At 42.4% G+C, this 20,253-nt stretch carries 20 protein-coding genes; 11 read left to right on the top strand and 9 right to left on the bottom strand.

Going from position 1 to position 20,253, the window contains the following annotated elements:
* Positions 1 to 3 precede the first annotated feature (3 nt).
* A complete protein-coding gene (locus AACU33_RS25825) occupies positions 4 to 444 on the bottom strand; it encodes a GxxExxY protein (RefSeq protein ID WP_339376290.1) in 441 nt (146 codons plus the stop codon).
* 62 nt (positions 445 to 506) lie between these two features.
* On the opposite strand from AACU33_RS25825, the gene AACU33_RS25820 reads away from it, so the two are divergent.
* Entirely contained in the window at positions 507 to 3,512 is a 3,006-nt protein-coding gene (locus tag AACU33_RS25820) for a valine--tRNA ligase (protein ID WP_096591984.1), read from the top strand.
* Positions 3,513 to 3,648: 136 nt separating this feature from the next.
* Positions 3,649 to 4,092 (top strand): hypothetical protein, encoded by a 444-nt coding sequence (locus AACU33_RS25815; RefSeq protein WP_096591981.1) that lies wholly within the window; start codon positions 3,649 to 3,651, stop codon positions 4,090 to 4,092.
* 227 nt (positions 4,093 to 4,319) lie between these two features.
* Here the strand turns inward: AACU33_RS25815 and AACU33_RS25810 are convergent, their stop codons facing one another.
* From AACU33_RS25810 to AACU33_RS25800, 3 genes are all read right to left on the bottom strand, one after another.
* Complete coding sequence (locus AACU33_RS25810; protein ID WP_096591979.1) at positions 4,320 to 4,643, bottom strand: hypothetical protein; 324 nt, start codon at positions 4,641 to 4,643, stop codon at positions 4,320 to 4,322.
* Positions 4,644 to 4,852: 209 nt separating this feature from the next.
* Positions 4,853 to 5,812: a ribonuclease Z gene (locus AACU33_RS25805; protein WP_096591976.1), complete on the bottom strand. Its 960-nt coding sequence runs from the start codon at positions 5,810 to 5,812 to the stop codon at positions 4,853 to 4,855.
* Between the two features lie 296 nt (positions 5,813 to 6,108).
* Positions 6,109 to 8,106, bottom strand: a complete 1,998-nt coding sequence (locus AACU33_RS25800) for a zinc metalloprotease HtpX (RefSeq protein ID WP_096591974.1) — start codon at positions 8,104 to 8,106, stop codon at positions 6,109 to 6,111.
* Positions 8,107 to 8,379: 273 nt separating this feature from the next.
* On the opposite strand from AACU33_RS25800, the gene AACU33_RS25795 reads away from it, so the two are divergent.
* Positions 8,380 to 9,687 (top strand): glutamate-5-semialdehyde dehydrogenase, encoded by a 1,308-nt coding sequence (locus AACU33_RS25795; protein WP_096591971.1) that lies wholly within the window; start codon positions 8,380 to 8,382, stop codon positions 9,685 to 9,687.
* Here AACU33_RS25795 and AACU33_RS25790 read toward each other — a convergent pair.
* The 3 genes from AACU33_RS25790 to AACU33_RS25780 all read right to left on the bottom strand — a co-directional run bounded on the left by AACU33_RS25790 (position 9,684) and on the right by AACU33_RS25780 (position 11,714).
* The gene (locus AACU33_RS25790; RefSeq protein WP_339376289.1) at positions 9,684 to 9,917 is read right to left on the bottom strand and encodes a hypothetical protein; all 234 of its coding nucleotides are present in this window, start codon (positions 9,915 to 9,917) and stop codon (positions 9,684 to 9,686) included. The genes AACU33_RS25795 and AACU33_RS25790 overlap by 4 nt on opposite strands.
* Positions 9,918 to 10,038: 121 nt before the next feature.
* Positions 10,039 to 10,566 carry a YdcF family protein gene (locus tag AACU33_RS25785; RefSeq protein ID WP_096591968.1) on the bottom strand — a complete coding sequence of 176 codons (528 nt, stop codon included), beginning with the start codon at positions 10,564 to 10,566 and terminating at the stop codon, positions 10,039 to 10,041.
* A 614-nt stretch (positions 10,567 to 11,180) separates the two neighbouring features.
* On the bottom strand, positions 11,181 to 11,714 hold the full coding sequence (locus tag AACU33_RS25780; protein WP_096595386.1) for a DUF4330 domain-containing protein: 534 nt from the start codon (positions 11,712 to 11,714) through the stop codon (positions 11,181 to 11,183).
* Positions 11,715 to 11,973: 259 nt separating this feature from the next.
* Between AACU33_RS25780 and AACU33_RS25775 the strand changes: the two genes are divergently transcribed.
* Positions 11,974 to 12,825, top strand: a complete 852-nt coding sequence (locus tag AACU33_RS25775) for a M48 family metallopeptidase (RefSeq protein ID WP_096591966.1) — start codon at positions 11,974 to 11,976, stop codon at positions 12,823 to 12,825.
* A 52-nt stretch (positions 12,826 to 12,877) separates the two neighbouring features.
* Here the strand turns inward: AACU33_RS25775 and AACU33_RS25770 are convergent, their stop codons facing one another.
* A complete protein-coding gene (locus AACU33_RS25770) occupies positions 12,878 to 13,639 on the bottom strand; it encodes a metallophosphoesterase family protein (protein WP_096591963.1) in 762 nt (253 codons plus the stop codon).
* 159 nt (positions 13,640 to 13,798) lie between these two features.
* Positions 13,799 to 14,620, bottom strand: coding sequence for a sulfurtransferase (locus tag AACU33_RS25765; RefSeq protein WP_096591961.1), 822 nt, complete (start codon positions 14,618 to 14,620; stop codon positions 13,799 to 13,801).
* A gap of 169 nt (positions 14,621 to 14,789) precedes the next feature.
* Here AACU33_RS25765 and AACU33_RS25760 point away from each other — a divergent pair, with 169 nt between their 5' ends.
* The 7 genes from AACU33_RS25760 to AACU33_RS25730 all read left to right on the top strand — a co-directional run bounded on the left by AACU33_RS25760 (position 14,790) and on the right by AACU33_RS25730 (position 20,175).
* Complete coding sequence (locus AACU33_RS25760; RefSeq protein WP_096591958.1) at positions 14,790 to 15,695, top strand: MnmC family methyltransferase; 906 nt, start codon at positions 14,790 to 14,792, stop codon at positions 15,693 to 15,695.
* An 800-nt stretch (positions 15,696 to 16,495) separates the two neighbouring features.
* Complete coding sequence (locus AACU33_RS25755) at positions 16,496 to 17,539, top strand: HD domain-containing phosphohydrolase (RefSeq protein ID WP_445291797.1); 1,044 nt, start codon at positions 16,496 to 16,498, stop codon at positions 17,537 to 17,539.
* Positions 17,540 to 17,661: 122 nt separating this feature from the next.
* Entirely contained in the window at positions 17,662 to 17,979 is a 318-nt protein-coding gene (locus tag AACU33_RS25750) for an ArsR/SmtB family transcription factor (protein WP_096591953.1), read from the top strand.
* 128 nt (positions 17,980 to 18,107) lie between these two features.
* A complete protein-coding gene (locus AACU33_RS25745) occupies positions 18,108 to 18,248 on the top strand; it encodes a hypothetical protein (protein ID WP_339376288.1) in 141 nt (46 codons plus the stop codon).
* Positions 18,248 to 19,315, top strand: a complete 1,068-nt coding sequence (arsB, locus tag AACU33_RS25740; protein ID WP_096591951.1) for an ACR3 family arsenite efflux transporter — start codon at positions 18,248 to 18,250, stop codon at positions 19,313 to 19,315. The genes AACU33_RS25745 and arsB overlap by 1 nt, the downstream gene beginning before the upstream one ends.
* A 12-nt stretch (positions 19,316 to 19,327) precedes the next feature.
* On the top strand, positions 19,328 to 19,744 hold the full coding sequence (arsC, locus tag AACU33_RS25735) for an arsenate reductase, glutathione/glutaredoxin type (protein WP_096591948.1): 417 nt from the start codon (positions 19,328 to 19,330) through the stop codon (positions 19,742 to 19,744).
* Between the two features lie 11 nt (positions 19,745 to 19,755).
* Positions 19,756 to 20,175, top strand: coding sequence for an ArsI/CadI family heavy metal resistance metalloenzyme (locus tag AACU33_RS25730; protein WP_096591945.1), 420 nt, complete (start codon positions 19,756 to 19,758; stop codon positions 20,173 to 20,175).
* The last annotated feature ends 78 nt before the right edge of the window (positions 20,176 to 20,253 follow it).

Raw genomic sequence — 20,253 nt, 5'->3', positions numbered from 1 at the left:
AGATTAAGAAGAGAGGATAATACGTTTGATGCCGTCTTTGAGCAGGGGGACGTTAAAGTTAATGAGTAGGGCTAAAGGGTATTTAGTCATTTTCAGGTAGGAGAGAACTTGAGCCTCATGGATGGGGGTTAAATTTTGAACAGCTTTCAACTCCACAATTAGAAAATCCGCAACCAAAAAATCTAATCTTCCTTCACCTACCGGACAACCTTTATAGCTTACTTTTACTGAATGCTCAGACTCATGAGGTATCCTGCGTATGCGAAATTCCTCTCTTAGAGCTTTATGATATACCTCTTCTAAAAATCCAGGCCCTAATATCTGATGTACTTCAATTGCAGCCCCAATTACTCTATAAGCTAACCTCTCCACTCCCTCACTCAGTTGCTTCATTCTTCTTTCATCTTCCTTAGCGTACTTCGCGCCTTCGCGGTTCGTTTCCATATATCCCTCTCCAACCCTGTGGCAAAATTTATTAGAGTCCTTCCAAACTTAGTTTTCCCCGCATGACCGCAACTACACTTAACCTCCCTAGTCTCTACGATCCCTTCTCCACAGAAGCCAAATGGCAAAAATTCTGGGAAGAAAACCAAGTTTACAAAGCCGACCCTAACCACGGCGGCGAACCTTACTGTGTTGTGATCCCGCCACCAAATGTCACCGGTAGTTTGCACATGGGACACGCTTTTGAAAGTGCGTTGATTGATGTGCTGGTGCGCTACCACCGGATGCGGGGACGCAACACTTTATGGCTACCCGGAACTGATCACGCTAGCATCGCCGTTCACACGATGCTGGAAAAGCAACTCAAAACTGAGGGTAAAACTCGCTATGAGTTGGGGCGCGAACAATTCCTCGATCGCGCTAAACAATGGAAGGCGGAATCTGGCGGATTTATTGTCAATCAGCTACGCCGCTTGGGTGTTTCGGTAGACTGGTCGCGGGAAAGGTTTACCCTGGATGAGGGTTTATCTCAGGCTGTGGTCGAAGCATTCACTCGCCTGTATGCGGAAGGCTTAATTTATCGCGGTGAGTATTTAGTTAACTGGTGTCCTGCTTCCCAGTCGGCGGTGTCTGATGTGGAAGTGGAAAATCAAGAGGTAAATGGTAATCTTTGGCACTTCCGCTACCCGCTGACTGATGGTTCTGGTTATGTGGAGGTGGCGACAACTCGGCCAGAAACGATGCTGGGTGATACAGGAGTAGCGGTTAATCCCAGTGATGAGAGATATAAGCACTTAATTGGTAAAACGGTAACTCTCCCAATTACGCAACGAGAAATCCCGATTATTGGCGATGAATTTGTAGACCCAACTTTCGGTACTGGTTGCGTGAAGGTAACTCCAGCCCATGACCCCAATGATTTTGAAATGGGTAAGCGTCACAATCTGCCGTTTATTAACATCCTGAATAAGGATGGTACTATCAACAGCAATGGGGGTGAGTTTCAAGGACAAGACCGCTTTGTAGCTAGAAAGAATGTCATTGCCCGCCTGGAGGCAGATGGCTTTTTAGTGAAAGTAGAAGATTATAAGCATACTGTTCCTTATAGCGATCGCGGTAAAGTACCCATCGAACCTTTGCTATCTACTCAGTGGTTTGTGAAAATTCGCCCCTTAGCAGACCGGGCGCTAGAATTCCTCGACCAGAAAAATTCGCCAGAGTTTGTCCCCCATCGCTGGACTAAGGTTTATCGCGATTGGCTGGTAAAACTCAAAGATTGGTGTATTTCTCGTCAACTGTGGTGGGGACACCAAATTCCGGCATGGTACGCTGTCAGTGAAACAGGCGGACAAATTACCGATACTACCCCGTTTGTAGTTGCTAAATCAGCAGATGAAGCTTGGGAAAAAGCTAAATCACAATTTGGTGAAAATGTCCAGCTAGAACAAGACCCAGATGTGTTGGATACCTGGTTTTCTTCAGGACTGTGGCCTTTTTCTACTTTAGGCTGGCCGCAACAAACTCAAGATTTAGCGACTTACTACCCCACCAATACCTTAGTCACAGGCTTTGACATTATCTTTTTCTGGGTAGCCAGAATGACGATGATGGCCGGTCATTTTACCGGACAAATGCCATTCAAAGACGTTTATATCCACGGGTTAGTGCTGGATGAAAAAGGTCAAAAGATGTCGAAGACCAAAGGTAATGGCATTGACCCGCTATTATTAATTGATAAATATGGCACTGATGCCCTGCGTTATACCTTAGTTAAGGAAGTGGTAGGTGCAGGTCAAGATATCCGGCTGGAATATGACCGCAAAAAGGATGAGTCACCATCGGTAGAAGCTTCCCGCAACTTTGCCAATAAATTGTGGAACGCCGCCCGGTTTGTAATGATGAACCTCGACGGACAAACACCCCAACAATTAGGTCAACCCCTCGCTACAGAATTAAGCGATCGCTGGATTCTTTCTCGCTATCATCAAGTTGTTAAACAAACTATTAATTACATCGATAATTATGGTTTAGGTGAAGCTGCTAAAGGATTATATGAATTTATTTGGGGTGACTTCTGTGACTGGTATATTGAACTGGTGAAATCTCGCTTGCAAAAAGATGCAGATCCAGCATCGCGGCGAGTAGCACAACAAACCCTAGCTCACGTTCTGGAAGGAATTTTAAAACTTCTCCATCCTTTTATGCCCCATATTACTGAGGAGATTTGGCAAACTCTTACCCAACAACCAGCAACTTCCCCACAAACTTTATCGTTACAACCCTATCCCCAAGTCGATAGCAACTCAATCAATCCAGAGATTGAGACACAGTTTGAACTGCTAATTGAGACTATTCGTACTATTCGCAATTTACGCGCTGAGGCGGAGATTAAGCCAGGGGCAAAAGTAACAGTCAACTTCCAAAGTGAAAATCCCACAGAACGGCAAATCCTCACGGTGGGACAAGCTTATATTAAAGATTTGGCGAAGGTGGAGACTTTAACCATTGCCGATAAGTCTAATAAAGCGACAGTTACATCTAAAAAACCTCTTAGGGGTTTAAAAACAATAGGCTTAATTATCGTGGCGATTGTCTTTACTAGGTTGGCTTACACTGTTGGGAATGCAATTGATGATGTTCCCCTATTTGGAACTTTCTTTGAAATAGTAGGTTTTGGTTACGCAACTTGGTTTACTAGCCGTTATTTACTATCTGCACAAGCTAGACAACAGTTGTGGGCGAAGTTTTTCCCACCAACACTAGACAAGCATCAACCAGAGATAGAACCACAGCCTGAACCAGCAGAAAACGCCATTGCTGGTGTTGTGGGTACGGTACAAGTGGTAATTCCCCTCAAAGGTGTGGTGGATATTGAAGCAGTACGTGCCAAGCTAGAGAAAAGCCTGAGCAAAGCCGAAACAGAAGCCCAATCTTTGAGTGCAAGATTAAGCAACGCTAACTTTGTCGATAAAGCGCCAAAAGATGTGGTACAAAGTGCGCGAGATGCTTTAGCCGAGGCACAAAAACAAGCAGAAATTTTACGCGATCGCCTGCGTGGTTTAGTATAACTGCAATGGGTAATGGGTGATGATGATTAACTCACCCACTACCCATAAAAATCCCGAAACATCAAAAATCAAAAACCAATTTTTAATTTTGAATTAGAGCTTTCTGCAAAGCAGTTCTCGAAGAGTAGCGACAGTCATGCAATATTTAGCCCAGGTACACAAAAACGAGTTTTTAGAACAGTATCAGTTGCGCTTGTTGGCGCGACAAGAAGCCGATAATCTTTGGGCAATTATTCCAGAAGAAGCGGTAATACTGTTAGGGAAAGGAAACACCATGAGCGAAAAATTGCTGGTGTTAGTAGAACTTTCGCCGACAGGCGACATAGAAAGATTAGAAGATGCAACCAATTGGGTACTACATTTAGTACAAGCCTACCTATCTACTGGTATTACTCCAGACTTTTTACAACAGGAAGCTGAACGAGCCGAACATTGGCGACAAGCGCTGACATTGCAAAATCAAGATTTAGCACGTCGTTCTCTAGAATTGGAAGCCCGACGAGAACAAATTCAAGCTCTAGAAGAAAGTATCAAAAAAGACAAAACTGTCTCCTCGAACGACGATCGGGGTGGCTCCTAGGCTATACTAGGAGCGATCGCCTTGATTATGGTTTATGTGATGTCTCGTGGCTCACCACTACAGATTTAGCCATCCTTCAGCCCAAGACAAAACAGTTCACAAAAGCCTAATCTAACAAACTTAGAAATATAATTTATTCCCAATATTTATTGTTTGCTAGAAATAGCAATAACCTAATTTTTATAATAAATTCCTCAGAAAAGCTGAGATTTTTAATCAGTTAAATATCATTTAGAATTATCTTCAAAGTCTGTTAACGCGCAAGCAAATTCCCTAAAGGATGTTTTAATTAAAACCTCTTTCATTCCCCTATCCAAAGAAGAATCACGTATTAAATCTGCTAATTCTACGAATAATAGAGAAATCATAAATCTATCTTGGCGATCGATCTGTTTTAAGCAAGTTTGGATAAATTCGTAAAGTTCTGTTTTTCTTGTTTTAGTTTGTTCTTCCCATAGTTGAAATGCTAAACGGAAGGTTTTCAACCGTATCTCGTTAGTGTTGTAGGTCGTATCTTTGTAGCGAATTGATACGCGTTGGGGCATTTCCATAAGTTTATACAGAAAGACTTACATAAAGGCTTATTCAGTTTTATCTTGGTTCATCCGGAAAATAATTTTGTGAGAAATATTTAATCGCATTTCACCTTAATAAATACAGATACACGCTTGGGAGTTTAGCAATACTAAACTTATACGAAAAACTATCTGTATCAGGATTTTGGGAAATGTTTATTAGCGATACTAATTTTGAGTAATTGTTATACACCTGTCTTGGTTAATTCTAACTCCCGTCGCCTTGGTACATCATAAACCATGAAATCATGAGCCATATCGGTATTGGGGAAAATTGCTCTAGCTTCCTGAAGTAAATCTCTCAGTTCTAAAGTATTTCCTGGAGCATAGCGGGGGCTGAAATGAGTCATGATTAAGCGATGTGCTTTAGCAACTAAAGCTGTTTGTGCTGCCATTGTGCTGGTGGAATGTAGCCGTTGAAAAGCCATATCTGCATCTTGATGCGCAAAAGTTGCCTCGTGAATTAATACATCTACATCCTGTGCTAATTCCACCGCACCTTCACAATAAACTGTGTCTGTACAATAGGCAATTTTGCGCCCAATTTCTGTAGGTCCGCACAAATCTTTGCCATTAATTACTCGCCCATCACTCAGAGTTACAGTTTCACCACGCTTGAGTTGACCGTAAACTCGACCAGGCGGAATTTGCAACTCTTTGGCTTTTTCTACATCAAAGCGTCCTGCTCGGTCTTTTTCCGCAACACGATAACCAAAGGCTGTAATTCGGTGATGTAAATGTCCACAAGTAACTGTGAACTCATCATCTTCATAAATTACCCCCGGACGAATGGCATGAACTTTTATAGGATAAGAAAAGTGAGTATGGGAGTAACGTGAGGCAGCTTGGATATATTCATTTAATCCAGGCGGGCCATAAATATCAACTCGTTCCACATTACCAGCCAGCCCACAACTTGCCAGCAGTCCCATCAAGCCAAAGATGTGGTCGCCGTGCATATGAGTAATAAAAATTCGGGATAGTTGGCTGATTTTCAGGTCGCTCCGCAAAAGTTGATGCTGAGTACCTTCGCCACAATCGAATAACCACAACTCCGCCCTTTGGGGTAGTCTCAGGGCGACGCTGGAAACATTGCGTGCTCTTGTGGGTACACCAGAACTTGTCCCTAAAAATGTGATCTGCACAGCGTTGTTTAGCCTTCCTCTTGCTCAATTTGACGCTCTATTCAGTGTAACGAGGATTGGGTCTGTAAGGAATGAGGAGGAGCAATTAGCAGTGATTCGAGCCATTGTTAATGTGGCTAATTTAGGGATGAGTGTAATTATAGAAGAGGTTATTCTTCAAGCCAAATGCGGGCGATCGCAACTACCGTAGTTTCCTCAAGAGTTAAAAAGCGACTTGTTACAAAAAAACAGGGGCAGTTATTCACCACCCCTAGCAAATTACAGCTTGGATAAATTAGAAATGCTCTGCGAACAGGCTAACTGCTGCTCATAAATATCGTCAAGGCCAATCCGAAAATAATTGCTCCACCACCCAGTACAAATGACCAGAAGCGGTGGTAACTATTAACAACCGTACCATTCTCACTTTGGAGTTGGATCAGATCCATCCAAGGAGCAACGCCACGACGGAACCATCCCACAGCCTCGACTTGTTCGCCAATCAAGCTTTGTACTCGCTTCATGCCAAACAATAAGTTGCCAATGGGGCCAAAACGTGAGGCGTAGTGCAGATAAAGCATTCCGCTACGGTCTTGAATTTTCAGATCGGAACCCAACTTATTCCCAGCATCGCCACGACCAATGAGTTGTCCTTGCAGTTTTGCAGGTTGTCCCCGCAACGGACTGGCGTAGGGGTCTGACATCAAGGTCAAAATATCTGTTTCTGGTGCTTGTTTGTAGTCGGGGAACATGACGAAGGCTTTGATTGAGATTCCTAAGCCTAAGCCGATGAGTGGTGCGCCAAATACCAAGCCGGAATGGGCGGAACTAGACCAGAGAATAATGCCTAAGACTAAGCCAACTATAAAGCCGATGGTTTCAGCGCCGTACAGCACTACATCTAAGAAGAAATTACCATAAAGCTTATTCCGATTGAGATTCTTGCCTTCGCCAATGACTCGCCCCATATCAAACTCAATTGGTAAACCCAACTGTTCTGCATAGGTGCTAAGGGCGCGGACTCGCTTACCTGTGAGTGGGTGAGTAGAATTTAATTCCATCCACCAGCCCCAAGGGTTAAACATATCCCACAAAAAGACACGACCGATTTTTTGGGTATCGGAAGCGATGCGATAAGCGGTTCCTGTAGAAGCAGCGGCTTTCGGGTCATAAATACCCAAGGCGCGAGTTCCTTCAATTAAACGACTGGGTTCTTGCGTCCTTTGCCCTTCTTCTAAAATCCCGTAGGCAATCTTCACCAAAGCACGGGATAAGCCATTAGGGTTGCCTGTGGTTTCCGCAGCAAAGTGATCTGCAAAGTATTCTCTAGTACGGGAAAGATACAGCAGTAGGTAAGTTCCGACAATATAAAATATATAAGCAGCAAGGGCAGCAGTCTGCATAGCGTCTTTAATTTTGCTATCGCCGCCACCCCGACCAAATCTGTTGGCTGTACTGTAAATTAAGTAGCAAATTTGCACTAGGGTAGAAGCTACCGTCATCACAGCAAAGTCCCAGTGGACGATGTGACCTAGTTCGTGAGCGTAGACAGTAGCAATTTCATCATCATCTAGATAAGTGAAAAGTCCCTGACTGACGACTAACCGGGCGCTATTCGGCAACGAGCCGTAAGTAAAAGCTGTGGGGTTTTGGTCGTTAATAATGCCAAGCCTCGGAGTTTTCAGCTTTTTCTGTTGGCAGACTTGCTGAATAACTCTCGCTGTCTCTGGACTGAGGATTTCAACTTCTGCTAAATCTACCCAGCGTGTTTGGTAAAGCCAGCTTTGGGTTAAGTCCATCAGGAAAGGCGACAGGAAAAAGGCAGCAAGATTAAAAACTATTGCGATCGCAATTGCGATCGCCAATCCTTGCAGTGGATCGTTGCTACCCAAAATAAGTACTAAACTCAAACCTAAAGCCAACACCATCCCAAACAGCAAGGTGATGGTGACACCAGAAGCTAATAAAAGGCTCCCGCCTACACCGCCCATTGCCAATTTCGCACCAGCCGTCGCCGCACGTCCAGCTTTTTGGATAGCGCTAGACTGGTTCGTTGGCGATTGCGGGAAGGATTGGCGAGCTTGTTCTGCCCAACTTCGTACCTCAGGATTGTCACTCATCATCAACTTTTGGCACAGGATTGTCGCTTTTTCGATTTCTCCTGTACCTTGGTAGGCTTTCATCAGCCACATTTGTGCTGAAAGATAATCTGAGGACTCTCGATCTACAGCATCCCGGCAGAATTTTTCCAGTATTTGAACGGCTTCGGAATAACGTCCTTGGTTAAAGGCATCTAATCCAGATTGCAATGACATAGTATCTCCTTGGCAAAGGAGTAGTAATTAGATCGATCAATACTCAATAGATCCAACACTCGTCATCGCTATTTCGTAAAACTTCAAATAGATACTGTATAAATTATGTCAAGTAATTGAGGATGTGGAATCAGGGCAGCAGAGGAGACAATCAATTCAAAATTCAGAATTCCTCTCAACTCTTGACTCTTGACTCATAACAAATGACCAACCAAGGTTGATAGGATGGGTACAAGCCAAAGATTTGTGCCATACTAGACAGTTTTTTGTGACATGACTACTCTCCAAACTGCCTCTTCCCTAATTGCGATCGCTCAAAAAACCCGCCAAGCAGCAAGTAAGCTGGCAGTTCTCTCAACTGAAGGGAAAAATCAAGCTATTGAAGCGATCGCCCAAGCTTTAGAATCGGCAAGAGATAAAATCTTGCAAGCAAATATAGCCGATTGTGAAGCCGCCACTGCTGATGGTATTGCCAAACCACTTTATAAACGCTTGCAGTTGGATGAACATAAATTAAGAGATGCGATCGCGGGAGTTAGAGATGTTGGTAAGCTAGCCGATCCGGTAGGGAAAGTCCAAATTCACCGCGAAATCGATACAGGCTTAATTCTCAAGCGAATTACTTGTCCTTTAGGCGTTTTGGGCATTATTTTTGAAGCACGTCCAGAAGCAGCAATTCAAATTGTTTCTTTGGCAATCAAATCCGGTAATGGTGTGATTCTCAAAGGTGGTAAAGAAGCGATCCGTTCTTGCGAAGCTATTGTCAAAGCAATTAAACAAGGCTTATCAAACACTGCTGTAAGCCCAGATGTAGTACAGTTGCTAACAACGAGGGAAGAAACGCTAGAACTTTTAAATTTAGATAAATATGTAGATTTAATTATTCCTAGAGGTTCTAATTCTTTTGTACGATTTGTACAAGAAAATACCCGCATTCCCGTACTTGGCCATGCCGATGGTATTTGTCATTTGTATGTAGATAAAGCAGCCGATATTGCCAAAGCAGTAAGCATTACCGTTGATTCTAAAATTCAATATCCCGCAGCTTGTAATGCCATTGAAACGTTATTAGTTCACGCAAGTATTGCTCCAGAATTTCTTCCCAAAGTTGCTTTAGCTTTGCAAGAAAATCATGTCCAATTAAGAGGTGATGAACGCACTCGCCAGATTTTGCCTCAGATTCATAGCGCAACCGCAGCAGATTGGGAAACAGAATACAGCGATTTGATATTAGCAATTAAAATTGTAGACTCCTTAGAAGAGGCGATCGCTCATATCAACGAATATGGTTCGCGCCATACAGAAGCCATAGTCACTGAAGATTTAGCAGCTGCTGAAAGTTTCCTCGGATTAGTAAATGCAGCCGGAGTGTACCACAACTGTTCTACCCGCTTTGCTGATGGCTTCCGCTACGGTTTTGGCGCAGAAGTCGGAATCAGTACTCAACAAATGCCTCCCAGAGGCCCTGTTGGTTTAGAAGGATTAGTAACCTACAAGTATCAAATGACTGGTGATGCTCATATTGTAGCTACCTACACAGGCGCAAATGCTAAGTCATTTACTCATCGGGATTTAGGTTAAACCTGGGTATGGGGGAGCCAGTGCGTTGCGCGGGTTCCCAAGGCACTCCGTTGGGCGGCTAGCCTTCGGCAACGCCAAGGGCGAACGCCGACTTGTTCGCTGTTCGGCGGAGCCGTTCCCGAAGGGTAAGCGTTCCCATTCGCCGTCAGGCGTTCTCGTTCCCTCGAAGAAGGTTCCCGCAGGGTAGAGTAGGGTAGGAAGTGCCGTCGCGTTGTAGCAACTGGCGTCATTGGCCAAGAGTCAAGAGTCCTTGGTCAAAAGGCAATAGTCAATAGTCATTAGTTATTTCCCCCTGCTCCCTGCCCCCTGCATCTTTTCCTTTACCCCTGCTCCCCCTACTTCCTTGTCTCTCTACTTAGCCCTTGTATCCTCTGCACCTGTGTAGCCAGTTGCAACCCAAAGTATAGCTCTAGCCCCATCTCGGAGAGATTTTTCAATAGGTTCCGGTGGTTTCTCTGAAGGAACTGGTACGGTTTTAAACTCAATACCCCGACTACCTAGAACAATTTCGCCAATGACACTGGCACGCCGCATATGGAAATCAGAGGTAATTAAATAAACGCTCTTGATGCCGTGAGCTTGCAAATCATCGACCAAGGTTGTAAAATTAGTAACTGTATCTACTGCTTCATAATCCAAATGTAAACGGTCGGGATCGATACCAGCTCTAGTAAACACCTTTTGGGTCGATCTAGGTGGACTACCTCCACTAATCCAAATTGGTAAATTTGGATGCTTCTTCGCAAAATCCGCTGTAAACTTCTCTCGTTCCAAGTTTTTTGTTGAGCCGCCTAACAATAAAACCGCTTGCGGCTGCACAATTTGGTTTTTCACTTCCTTGTATCCCCACCACATCAATAGCGGGAGGGCGAAAGCCATAAAGCGAAAAGACTTACCTGTAAACAATAGCTTATTCAAGGCTCTATTACTTCGTCTAATGAGTCCAAAATTTCTCTAACTAGAAGAAAAATATTTATCTTGTAGTCCAGCAGAGTTCTCAAAAATTTATCCAAAATAAAAATTTAGATATTGTGATTGAGAACGCTACACTCAAGTCAGTGCGATGATGCGATTAGGCCTCTATATTATCAAAGTAGAAGCTTAAAACCCTAGTGTTTGCGTTTCTTCCTTGCCTCGAAGTATAGAAGGTGAGGTAGGAGAGGCCTATCAAAATTACATCTGTTAAAGGCGTTTTAACACTTTCATTTTTAATTGTCGATGTCCTATCCTACCCTGTATCGGTAATTTTTTTCTAGACTTTCGATACTTTGATACAGTTTCTTGCTTGCCCGCAACGGAAATTACTAGACTTTATCCATTTTTTATATTTGTAATACCTGTAGCAACTAGCTAAAAAGCGATGAGCCATACGGTAAAACCCTGATTCAACAGTTCAGCTTTTTTCAACATCACCAGGCTGTCATTACAAAGTTAATTGATTTCGATGGGGATAAAGTCGAGCTAATTGATGTTGCCGATCGAACCAACCTAACTTATTTATCTTTCAATCTTAAATCGATGACAGTGGCATTAAAGTTGTAGTTAAAACCTTCTAACTCAAATGGCATACCAATTTTGACTTTACTGTTGCCTAAAACTGGCCCGTTTGCCGTGACTTGTGCTTTCCCTTCTAAAGTCAACAGCATATCTGTACTAAAATTGTTGGATTTTGGATCTGGTAACTCTTTAATCGAGCCATCAGGCTGGGGAACATTTACTGTTCTTGGTAATTGTTGAATTGATTTAATCCCAATTTCACCATGAGGTTGATTGCGGATAATCACGTTAGTTTTACCATTGGCTTTCAATCCTTTATCAAACAACTGTTGCGGATCGCGGACATTCAAACCACGAACTACTAGGTCTACCTCTATAGGTACTGTTTTAGAACCCACTTGGGCTACAGAACCGGAAGTACCAGGAAAGACAAAGATGCCGAATATTACTAGCACAATTACTAGTAGAGCACCTAAATCGAGGAGATTGATTTTACCGAACAAGCGACCTTTGGAATCTAAAAGAGCCATAAATAAGTTTTCCCAGATGTTAGCGGAGTAATCGATTGTAGCAGCGGGCTTTACTAGGGTAATGGCAATGTTCCCTACATGGTAAGCACTATAAGCTGCTGGGGGTTGCAATCATGCGACAGTTTATCACGACTTCTGAAATTCGGAAGGCAGGCAAGTTTTAAAATTCAGCCGCTACAGTTAAAAATGCAACTTAAAACACATAAATTTCGTCCCATAATTTAATGTTCTTTCATGATTCTTCAAAAAAAACCGGATTATGATTGCTTGGAAAGGCTTTTCGACAAATAAAAATTTGTGGCGGCGTCGCTGGTTTTACCCGTTAATTTCGTTGGTAGTTGCCCTGAGTGTGTCCTTAAGCGCACCCCTACCCGGAAGGGCTATAGACTTATTGCCACTTCTGTTCCAAGGTGCCCAGATATTTCAGCTTTCTAATATATCCGATCGCCAAGAAGTTGAGCTTGGTAAGCAGATGAATCAGGAATTGAGTAGTGAAGTTCGGCTTTACCGCAATCCTGAGATTAATCGCTATGTAGAACAAGTTGGTCGGCGCTTGGCTGCTAATAGCGATCGCCCCAATCTCCCTTATACTTTCCAAGTAGTTGAAGATCCAAGTCTGAATGCTTTTGCTACAGCAGGAGGCTTTGTTTATGTCAACACAGGTTTACTCAAAGCCGCAGATAATGAAGCGGAATTAGCAAGTGTACTCGCTCATGAAATTGGTCACGTTGGCGGGAAACATTTAGTAAAACAGATGCGACAAAGAGCGCTTGCTAGTGGTGTCGCCACAGCAGCAGGTTTAGACCGCAATACAGCAGTCGGTATTGGTGTTGAATTGGCTCTCAATCGTCCCCGCAGTCGTCAAGATGAATTTGACGCCGATAAAAGAGGGTTAAGAACTTTGGCTCGTAGTGGTTATGCTCAGTCTGGGATGGTTTCCTTTATGCAAAAGTTGCTAGGACAGGGTTCTACTCCCACATTTTTGAGTACTCACCCTGCAACTAGCGATCGCATTACTGCTCTCAAACGCGCTATTGATTCTCAACCTAGCAAAGGAAGTTATGGATTGGATAATGCTGTATATAAGGCTAATATCCGAGCATTGCTGTAATTGTTAGGTAAGTTGTGCAGACTCAAAAGCCACCTTATTACCCCATCTTTAACTATGCTCGCTGCTGATTGCGGCGAGCACCTTTGATTTCGCCTGGATCGATAATGACAGTTGCTTCTTCTAAAGGCAAACTGCGAACGCGTTTCTTAAAAACATTGACTTGATGAACTAGGTTATTTGTGACATCCAGTGCAGTTAACCAGCCACTACGAGGATGATATGCTCCAGTATCAATGTCTAGCCATCCCTTTCCTTGAGCCAACTGGCCGGGACTAACACCTGGTAGGGTAAAGGTGATTGTGTGACCAACAATAATTAACTTATCAGCGAAGAACGGTTTCTCCATGCCGTGAAACTCTTCCCTAATCCAGCAAAATTGCTCGGAAGTTTGTTTATTCAAGGGCATAAAAGGGTCAACACCTGCATGGGTTAACCAAACATCTCCTAAATCCAGATATGGCGGTAGCGTTGAAAACCAATCGATATGCTCTTGGGGAATTGTCGCTTCTTGATAACTGGCGATGGTTGCTTGTCCGCCGCCGTATAACCATGCTTGCATCGCTGAAGAGGAAGCGCTCCCACCAGTCAATACATTTAATAACATTTGCTCGTGATTTCCCAGCAAACAAGGATGGTTATTGTTCTTGACAAAATTAACTACCTGTGCGCTTTGAGGGCCGCGATCGATTAAGTCTCCTAGAAAATAAAGTCGATCGTTGGAAGTAGGAGCAATGGCTGTCAATAAAGTCATTAATCCTTCATAGTGACCATGCACATCCCCAATTACAATTCGCCGTTGACTAGTTTCGCTCATTTGCTCTTAAATGTAATGATATTGCTTAATAATTCTGCTACAGTTTCACCTGTACAGCTTTTCTAAATATAGATAAAAAACATTTGACAAATTCTATTTTATTTTATTCTACTTATCTATTTTGGAAATAACGAGGAGCGCAGCCTTCCAAAGTTAAAACTACATATAACTAATCCAATCACTCCAGCTACCAGCATATAGTTTACCTTTGGAAATTCCTGCTAGTTCTAAAGAAAGTAAATTTACGCAAGCCGTTACACCAGAACCACAATAAACTAGAATTTCCTCAGCTGTTGCTAGCTTCTCCCAGCGATGGCGTTGTTCTGCTGCTGAAAGTAAATATCCTGAAGCATCTGTAACTTCTTGCCAAGGATAATTAACAGCACCGGGAATATGACCGGCAATTTTATCAATTGGTTCTCGTTCGCCTCGATAGCGATCGCTCTCTCTGGAATCTACTAGCACTACCTCTGGTAAATCTTTTTTATTTTTTACAGTTTGAATATCTACTAATTTATCTGTTTGGATTTGCGGAACAAAGCTACCAGTTTGAGGTTGAGGAATAATATTTGTAACAGGATAACTAGCTTTTTGCCATTCGCTAAAGCCTCCATCTAATACTGCAACTTGTTCGTGACCTAAATATTGCAACAACCACCACAAACGCGCTGCAAAGGCGAATCGCGAATCATCGTAAGCTACAACCAAAGTTTTTTGGTAATTCACTCCGATTCTTGCTAATTTTTGGGCTAAATCAATAGGATTAGGTAAAGGATGTCTCCCTCCATGTTCTTCTACAGGACTGGAAAGATCCTGGTTCAAATCTAAATAGTACGATCCGGGAATGTGGCTTTCTTGGTACTGCTGTCGTCCTAGTTGGGGATTAGCCAGCGAAAACCGACAATCGACAATTACCACTTGCGGATCGTTGATATGTTCAAATAACCATGCTGGGGAAACAACTAATTTGTCATTTGTCATTTGTCATTAGGTATGAGCATAGGGTCTTGGGCAAGAGTCCAGAGTCAAAAGTCAAGGGTCAAGAGTTGACATTTCTGCTCCTTGTCTTTCTTCCCCCTGTTTCCTTGCCTGGTTTGATTATTCGTAATTTAAATTATTAGCTGAGAGTATTGTGTGTTTTATCGCTAAGATGGCAGACTTTGACCTATTTGTACCACAACCAACGGCAGATGGTTCCTTTACCTTTACTTCCCAAGAGTTTGGCGAAGATTTTCACAGTCATTATGGAGCCAAGCAAGAGAGTTTTCTCAAGTTTGCGGAACCGACTCGACTGGCTGCGCGTGCCCAAAAACCAGTTGTCAGACTTTTGGACATTTGTTACGGTCTAGGATACAACACAGCCGCGGCTTTGCAGACTATTTGGGACGTAAATCCCAATTGTTATGTTGAACTCATGGCGTTAGAGCTAAATCCATCTGTACCACAAGCCGCGATCGCGCATCAATTATTTAATAACTGGGACTATAAGTATACCGATATTTTGCATCAGCTAGCTTTTAAGTATGAGGTGCAACAACAGTACTTGAAGGCTAAGTTAATCATTGGGGATGCTAGAGACTCAATTCAACTACTACAGCAGCAAGGGTTTTTAGCAGATGCAATTTTTCTCGATCCTTTTTCACCGCCTCAGTGTCCGCAATTATGGACTGTGGAATTTCTCAAGCAAGTATCTTTGTGTTTGCACTCAGATGGTATTCTCGCAACTTATTCCTGTGCCGCTTCTGTGCGTACAGCACTATTAACAGCTGGCTTAAAGATCGCTTCTACCCCACCAGTTGGAAGGCGATCGCCTGGTACAATAGCAGTTCATCAAGGGTATTGCAGTACATTTACACTAAATCTGCTATCCCAATCAGAAATAGAGCATTTGCAAACTCGTGCTGCTATTCCCTACCGCGACCCTCAATTGAAAGATCCTGCTCGTGTTATATTGCTGCGACGACAACAAGAGCAACAAGCCTCTTCACTAGAACCTACCTCCCGTTGGCGTAAAAGGTGGTTTGCAAATCAAGATTTTCGGGAAGCTGATTCTTAATTGGTCGTGCGTTCGCACCTATTCACTCTCTAGCTAATTTTAGCTGCAAACAAATATTCTGCGATCTTGTGTTTTTTGCTAAATAATTTGCATTTTTTGAAAAAAAAGAAGCTGAGATTCTTGACTTCGGTAAACTAAATTATTTATGTTTGAGAAAAACTTACACAGTTATTCGTCCGCAAAGCAGATTAATTTTTCTCGTAATCAGGATCATTAATTTTTGTGTTCTATATCACTCAAGTCTAGAGATTATTTAGTAGATAATGCACTAGAACCAGTTGCCGTATTAATTATATCTTCAGAGGAAAATAAAAATTAAATTTATAGCCTTTACCGAAAATTATACTGAGTAAATACACTAAGAATACCAAGGCTATTAACTTAACAAATCTCAGTAAAAAACCGGGTAATAATTTCAGAAAATTGAGCTTAACCAAACGAGAAAATTACAGGACTGGCTAACTGTTTATTTTTTTCAATAAATATTAAAAAACATAATGCATCTGATACCAAGAAAAATGTATATCATAATTGCAATAACTTTGAATAAGATCGGCTCAAATACAAGCAAATACTAAAATTACAACTTTTATTAAAAAAACTGGAGCAGTTTTGTGAGTCAATGGGAATCCAAGCATACAAGCTCTATTGAAAAAAAAGCTGATGGGTCTAACCCCCTGAGCAAATTGACGAATATAAGTTCAAATCATGCCCTAGAATTACAAAATGTAGAGGGTGATTCAATGGGCTTATCTAAAGGAGAGTTTATGCTTGAAAAAAACCCAGCATTACCTTCTTGGATGAAACAGAAAAATGTCGATACCGAGCAGGAATCATTAGACTCTAGAACGCTACAGACCCAAGGGTATAAAGTAAATGGCATGGATGCAGACCTGGCGAAGATTTTAGTAGTTGATGACCATGCTGCCAGTCGGATGACTGCTGTGGCCCTATTGGGGATGGAAGGGTACGAAGTCATTGAAGCTGATAGCGGTTCGATGGCAGTAGATATGGTTGCAGAAAAACAACCAGATCTAGTTTTGTTAGATGTGATGATGCCAGGAATGGATGGGTTTGAAGTCTGCCATATTCTTAAACAAAATGAGCATACTAGGCTAATTCCGGTAATTTTTATTACGGCTCTCAATGACAGGCGATCGCGCATCCGGGGTATTGAAGTTGGGGCAGATGATTTTCTTACCAAACCCTTCGATCGTGTAGAATTAGCAGCGCGTGTTAAATCCTTAGTACGGCAGAAGCGGCTGAATGAAGACTTAGATCATGCCGAAAAAGTTTTATTTTCCGTTGCGAGGGCAATTGAAAGTCGAGATCCTAATACTGGCGACCACTGCGAACGCTTAGTAAAACTCGGACAAGCTTTTGGTGAATACCTCAATCTCTCACGCAACCAAATTCGAGATTTGATGTGGGGTGGCTATCTCCACGATATTGGTAAGGTAGGCATACCTGATGCCGTGCTATTGAAAAAAGGCAAACTCACTGCTGAAGAGTGGGAGATCATGCGACAGCACGTTTCAATTGGGGAAAAAATCTGTCAGCCACTACGTAGTATGCGGGGTGTAATTCCAATTATTCGACATCACCACGAACGCTGGGATGGATCTGGCTACCCTGATGGTCTTAAAGGTGAGGATATTCCCTACCTAGCACAAGTATTTCAGGTTCTCGATATTTATGATGCGCTGACCAGCGAAAGACCTTACAAAAAGAGTTTTACCCCAGAGGAAGCGCTGAATCTGATGCTAGAAGAAACTAATTCCGGTTGGCGCAATCCCGAACTCATGCAGCAATTTGTAGATTTTATCAAAACAAAACTTAGTTAAGAGTGAGTACGAACTCACGCATCCAGTTCTGGCTAAGAACTCATCAAAATTAATGCGATCGCCTGCTAAGTTGAAGCTAGCCTAGTTATGATACACATAACAAAATATTTCAATAAAACTTGATGGATTCTCTCACCACTTTAACTTCCGATGCGATCGCTGTTGGCTTTCATGCGCTTTCTGAACCTTTGCGGCTGAAGGTCTTAGAACTGTTGCGCGAACAAGAATTGTGTGTGTGTGACTTGTGCGCGACTTTAGGCGTTACTCAGTCAAAGCTGTCTTTTCACCTAAAAACTCTTAAAGAAGCTGGTTTAGTGCGATCGCGTCAAGAAGGACGCTGGATTTACTACAGCCTGAATTTGGCTCAATTTGTTGTTTTAGAGCAATATTTATCCGATTATCGCCGCCTAGCTAAAATTTTACCTGCCCGCCCCTGCTAAAGAACTTCCTCAATAACATATCAATTTTTTTTGATTAATTTTTATATACAGTAATTGACAAGACCTCTATGCATCAAGTTTTCTTGAAATAAGAGATCGAAAAACTTATACCAGTTTGAACAAAGAGTGTGAAAAATACACCAGTAGAGACGCAAAGCTTTGTGCTCTTAATGGTGCTTGATGTGTTGCAAACATTTTTTGAATTGGTATTAGCTAAAACACACGCTGAAGATGTTAATCCAAGCACAAATTTTGCGGTTAGAAAGTGATGACTACAAAAACCATTGCTAAACAGCTTTCTTTTCTCGATCGCTTCCTGACTTTATGGATTTTTCTAGCAATGGCTGTTGGAGTTGGCTTAGGCTATTTTATTCCTGGAGTCGAAGCTTTTATTAATCAGTTTCAGGTAGGAACAACCAATATACCAATTGCCATCGGGTTAATTTTAATGATGTACCCGCCCCTAGCCAAGGTGAGATACGAAGAGTTAGGAGATGTATTTCGTAACAGTAAAATTCTTGGAGTGTCATTAATTCAGAATTGGATTATCGGGCCAATTCTAATGTTTGCACTTGCGATTATTTTCTTACGTAATTATCCAGAATACATGACGGGATTAATTTTGATTGGATTAGCCCGTTGTATCGCGATGGTAGTTGTGTGGAGCGATCTAGCAAGAGGTAATACGGAGTACACGGCTGGATTGGTTGCTTTCAACAGCATATTTCAAGTCATTTTCTATAGTCCTTATGCCTGGTTTTTTATTAGCGTGCTACCGACCCTATTTGGATTGCAAGGTAGTATTGTTAACGTCAGCATTGCTGAGATTGCCCAAAGTGTATTCATCTATCTTGGTATTCCTTTTTTAGCCGGATTTTTTACTCGTTTCTTTTTAGTGAAGGCGAAAAGCAAGCGCTGGTATCACGAAGAATTTGTTCCTAAAATCAGCCCGATAACATTGATTGCTTTGTTATTTACAATCGTCGTCATGTTCAGCTTGAAAGGGAATTTAATTGTGCAAATTCCCTTAGATGTGGTTAAGATTGCCATTCCACTGATTATCTATTTCATTGTCATGTTTTTAGTGAGCTTTTACATGGCATGGCGAATTAAGACAGATTATTCCAGAGCAGCCAGTGTAGCTTTTACAGCCGCAGGAAATAATTTTGAGTTGGCGATCGCAGTAGCAATCGCAGTGTTCGGCATTAATTCAGGTGCGGCTTTTGCAGCTGTCGTCGGGCCATTAGTAGAAGTGCCTGTATTAATTAGTCTTGTTAATGTTGCCTTCTGGTTGCAAAAACGTTATTTCTCAACTCCTGAATCGAGAACTTTATAGAGGAATGGAAGCATGAAACGTGTAATGTTTGTCTGCAAAAAGAATTCTGCACGCTCCCAAATGGCAGAAGGTTTTGCCAAGACATTAGGTAAAGGAAAGATTGAAGTAACTAGTTCTGGATTAGAAGCAAGTATTGTTAGACCAGAGGCGATCGCTACTATGAAAGAAGTTGGCATTGATATTACCAATCAACACTCCAAACCTCTGAGTGACTTTCAACCAGAAGACTTTGATGTAGTGATTTCTCTGTGTGGTTGTGGCGTGAATTTGCCAACAGAGTGGGTGATGCGAGAAGTATTTGCAGATTGGCAATTAGACGATCCAGCCGAACAGCCAGAAATTTTTCCCAGAGTGCGCGATGAGATTAAACAACGAGTGACTCAACTAATTGAATCGCTCACCCAAGAATTTACACAAGTTCGATCCTAAGGAGAACTATCATGTCTCGCGTTCAAATTGCTCTTAATGTTAGTAATATCGATGCTGCTGTTGATTTTTATAGCAAGCTTTTCGGTACTGAACCTGCAAAACGTCGCCCTGGTTACGCCAACTTTGCGATCGCCCAACCGCCTCTCAAACTCGTATTGATTGAAAATCAAGCAGCAGCTGGAACTCTCAACCATTTAGGTGTGGAAGTCGAGACGACTGCGGAAGTAAACACAGCAAGCAATCGCCTGCAACAACTTGGACTAGAGACTCGGACAGAAGAGCAAGTGACCTGTTGCTATGCCCTCCAAGATAAAGTATGGGTAAAAGATCCAGATGGCGCACCGTGGGAGATTTATAAAGTTTTGGCTGACGCGCCAGTCCAGGATATCAAACCTGTGGAAGTCAGCACTAAAAGCTGCCCCTGTTCTTAGCTTGTAAGAACTTAGATTTTTATCTAATTAATTATGGCTAGGGATTTCAGTCTATGATGATCAACTGGTAATATTTGA

This window comes from Calothrix sp. NIES-2098 (assembly GCF_963875125.1).
Taxonomy (GTDB): Bacteria; Cyanobacteriota; Cyanobacteriia; order Cyanobacteriales; family Nostocaceae; genus Aulosira.
Note: the sequence above shows the minus strand (reverse complement) of the source record. Positions and strands in the feature narration are given on the sequence as shown.

Bases quoted from the DNA above. Each gene is read 5' to 3' on its own strand.
- AACU33_RS25730 (WP_096591945.1), top strand. From the start codon at position 19,756: ATGTCTCGCGTTCAAATTGCTCTTAATGTTAGTAATATCGATGCTGCT.
- AACU33_RS25825 (WP_339376290.1), bottom strand. From the start codon at position 444: ATGGAAACGAACCGCGAAGGCGCGAAGTACGCTAAGGAAGATGAAAGA.
- AACU33_RS25785 (WP_096591968.1), bottom strand. From the start codon at position 10,566: ATGGCTTTCGCCCTCCCGCTATTGATGTGGTGGGGATACAAGGAAGTG.
- AACU33_RS25775 (WP_096591966.1), top strand. From the start codon at position 11,974: ATGATTGCTTGGAAAGGCTTTTCGACAAATAAAAATTTGTGGCGGCGT.
- AACU33_RS25765 (WP_096591961.1), bottom strand. From the start codon at position 14,620: ATGACAAATGACAAATTAGTTGTTTCCCCAGCATGGTTATTTGAACAT.
- AACU33_RS25755 (WP_445291797.1), top strand. From the start codon at position 16,496: ATGAAACAGAAAAATGTCGATACCGAGCAGGAATCATTAGACTCTAGA.
- AACU33_RS25760 (WP_096591958.1), top strand. From the start codon at position 14,790: ATGGCAGACTTTGACCTATTTGTACCACAACCAACGGCAGATGGTTCC.
- AACU33_RS25820 (WP_096591984.1), top strand. From the start codon at position 507: ATGACCGCAACTACACTTAACCTCCCTAGTCTCTACGATCCCTTCTCC.
- AACU33_RS25750 (WP_096591953.1), top strand. From the start codon at position 17,662: ATGGATTCTCTCACCACTTTAACTTCCGATGCGATCGCTGTTGGCTTT.
- AACU33_RS25795 (WP_096591971.1), top strand. From the start codon at position 8,380: ATGACTACTCTCCAAACTGCCTCTTCCCTAATTGCGATCGCTCAAAAA.
- AACU33_RS25810 (WP_096591979.1), bottom strand. From the start codon at position 4,643: ATGGAAATGCCCCAACGCGTATCAATTCGCTACAAAGATACGACCTAC.
- AACU33_RS25790 (WP_339376289.1), bottom strand. From the start codon at position 9,917: ATGACGCCAGTTGCTACAACGCGACGGCACTTCCTACCCTACTCTACC.
- AACU33_RS25800 (WP_096591974.1), bottom strand. From the start codon at position 8,106: ATGTCATTGCAATCTGGATTAGATGCCTTTAACCAAGGACGTTATTCC.
- arsB (WP_096591951.1), top strand. From the start codon at position 18,248: ATGACTACAAAAACCATTGCTAAACAGCTTTCTTTTCTCGATCGCTTC.
- AACU33_RS25780 (WP_096595386.1), bottom strand. From the start codon at position 11,714: ATGGCTCTTTTAGATTCCAAAGGTCGCTTGTTCGGTAAAATCAATCTC.
- arsC (WP_096591948.1), top strand. From the start codon at position 19,328: ATGAAACGTGTAATGTTTGTCTGCAAAAAGAATTCTGCACGCTCCCAA.
- AACU33_RS25815 (WP_096591981.1), top strand. From the start codon at position 3,649: ATGCAATATTTAGCCCAGGTACACAAAAACGAGTTTTTAGAACAGTAT.
- AACU33_RS25770 (WP_096591963.1), bottom strand. From the start codon at position 13,639: ATGAGCGAAACTAGTCAACGGCGAATTGTAATTGGGGATGTGCATGGT.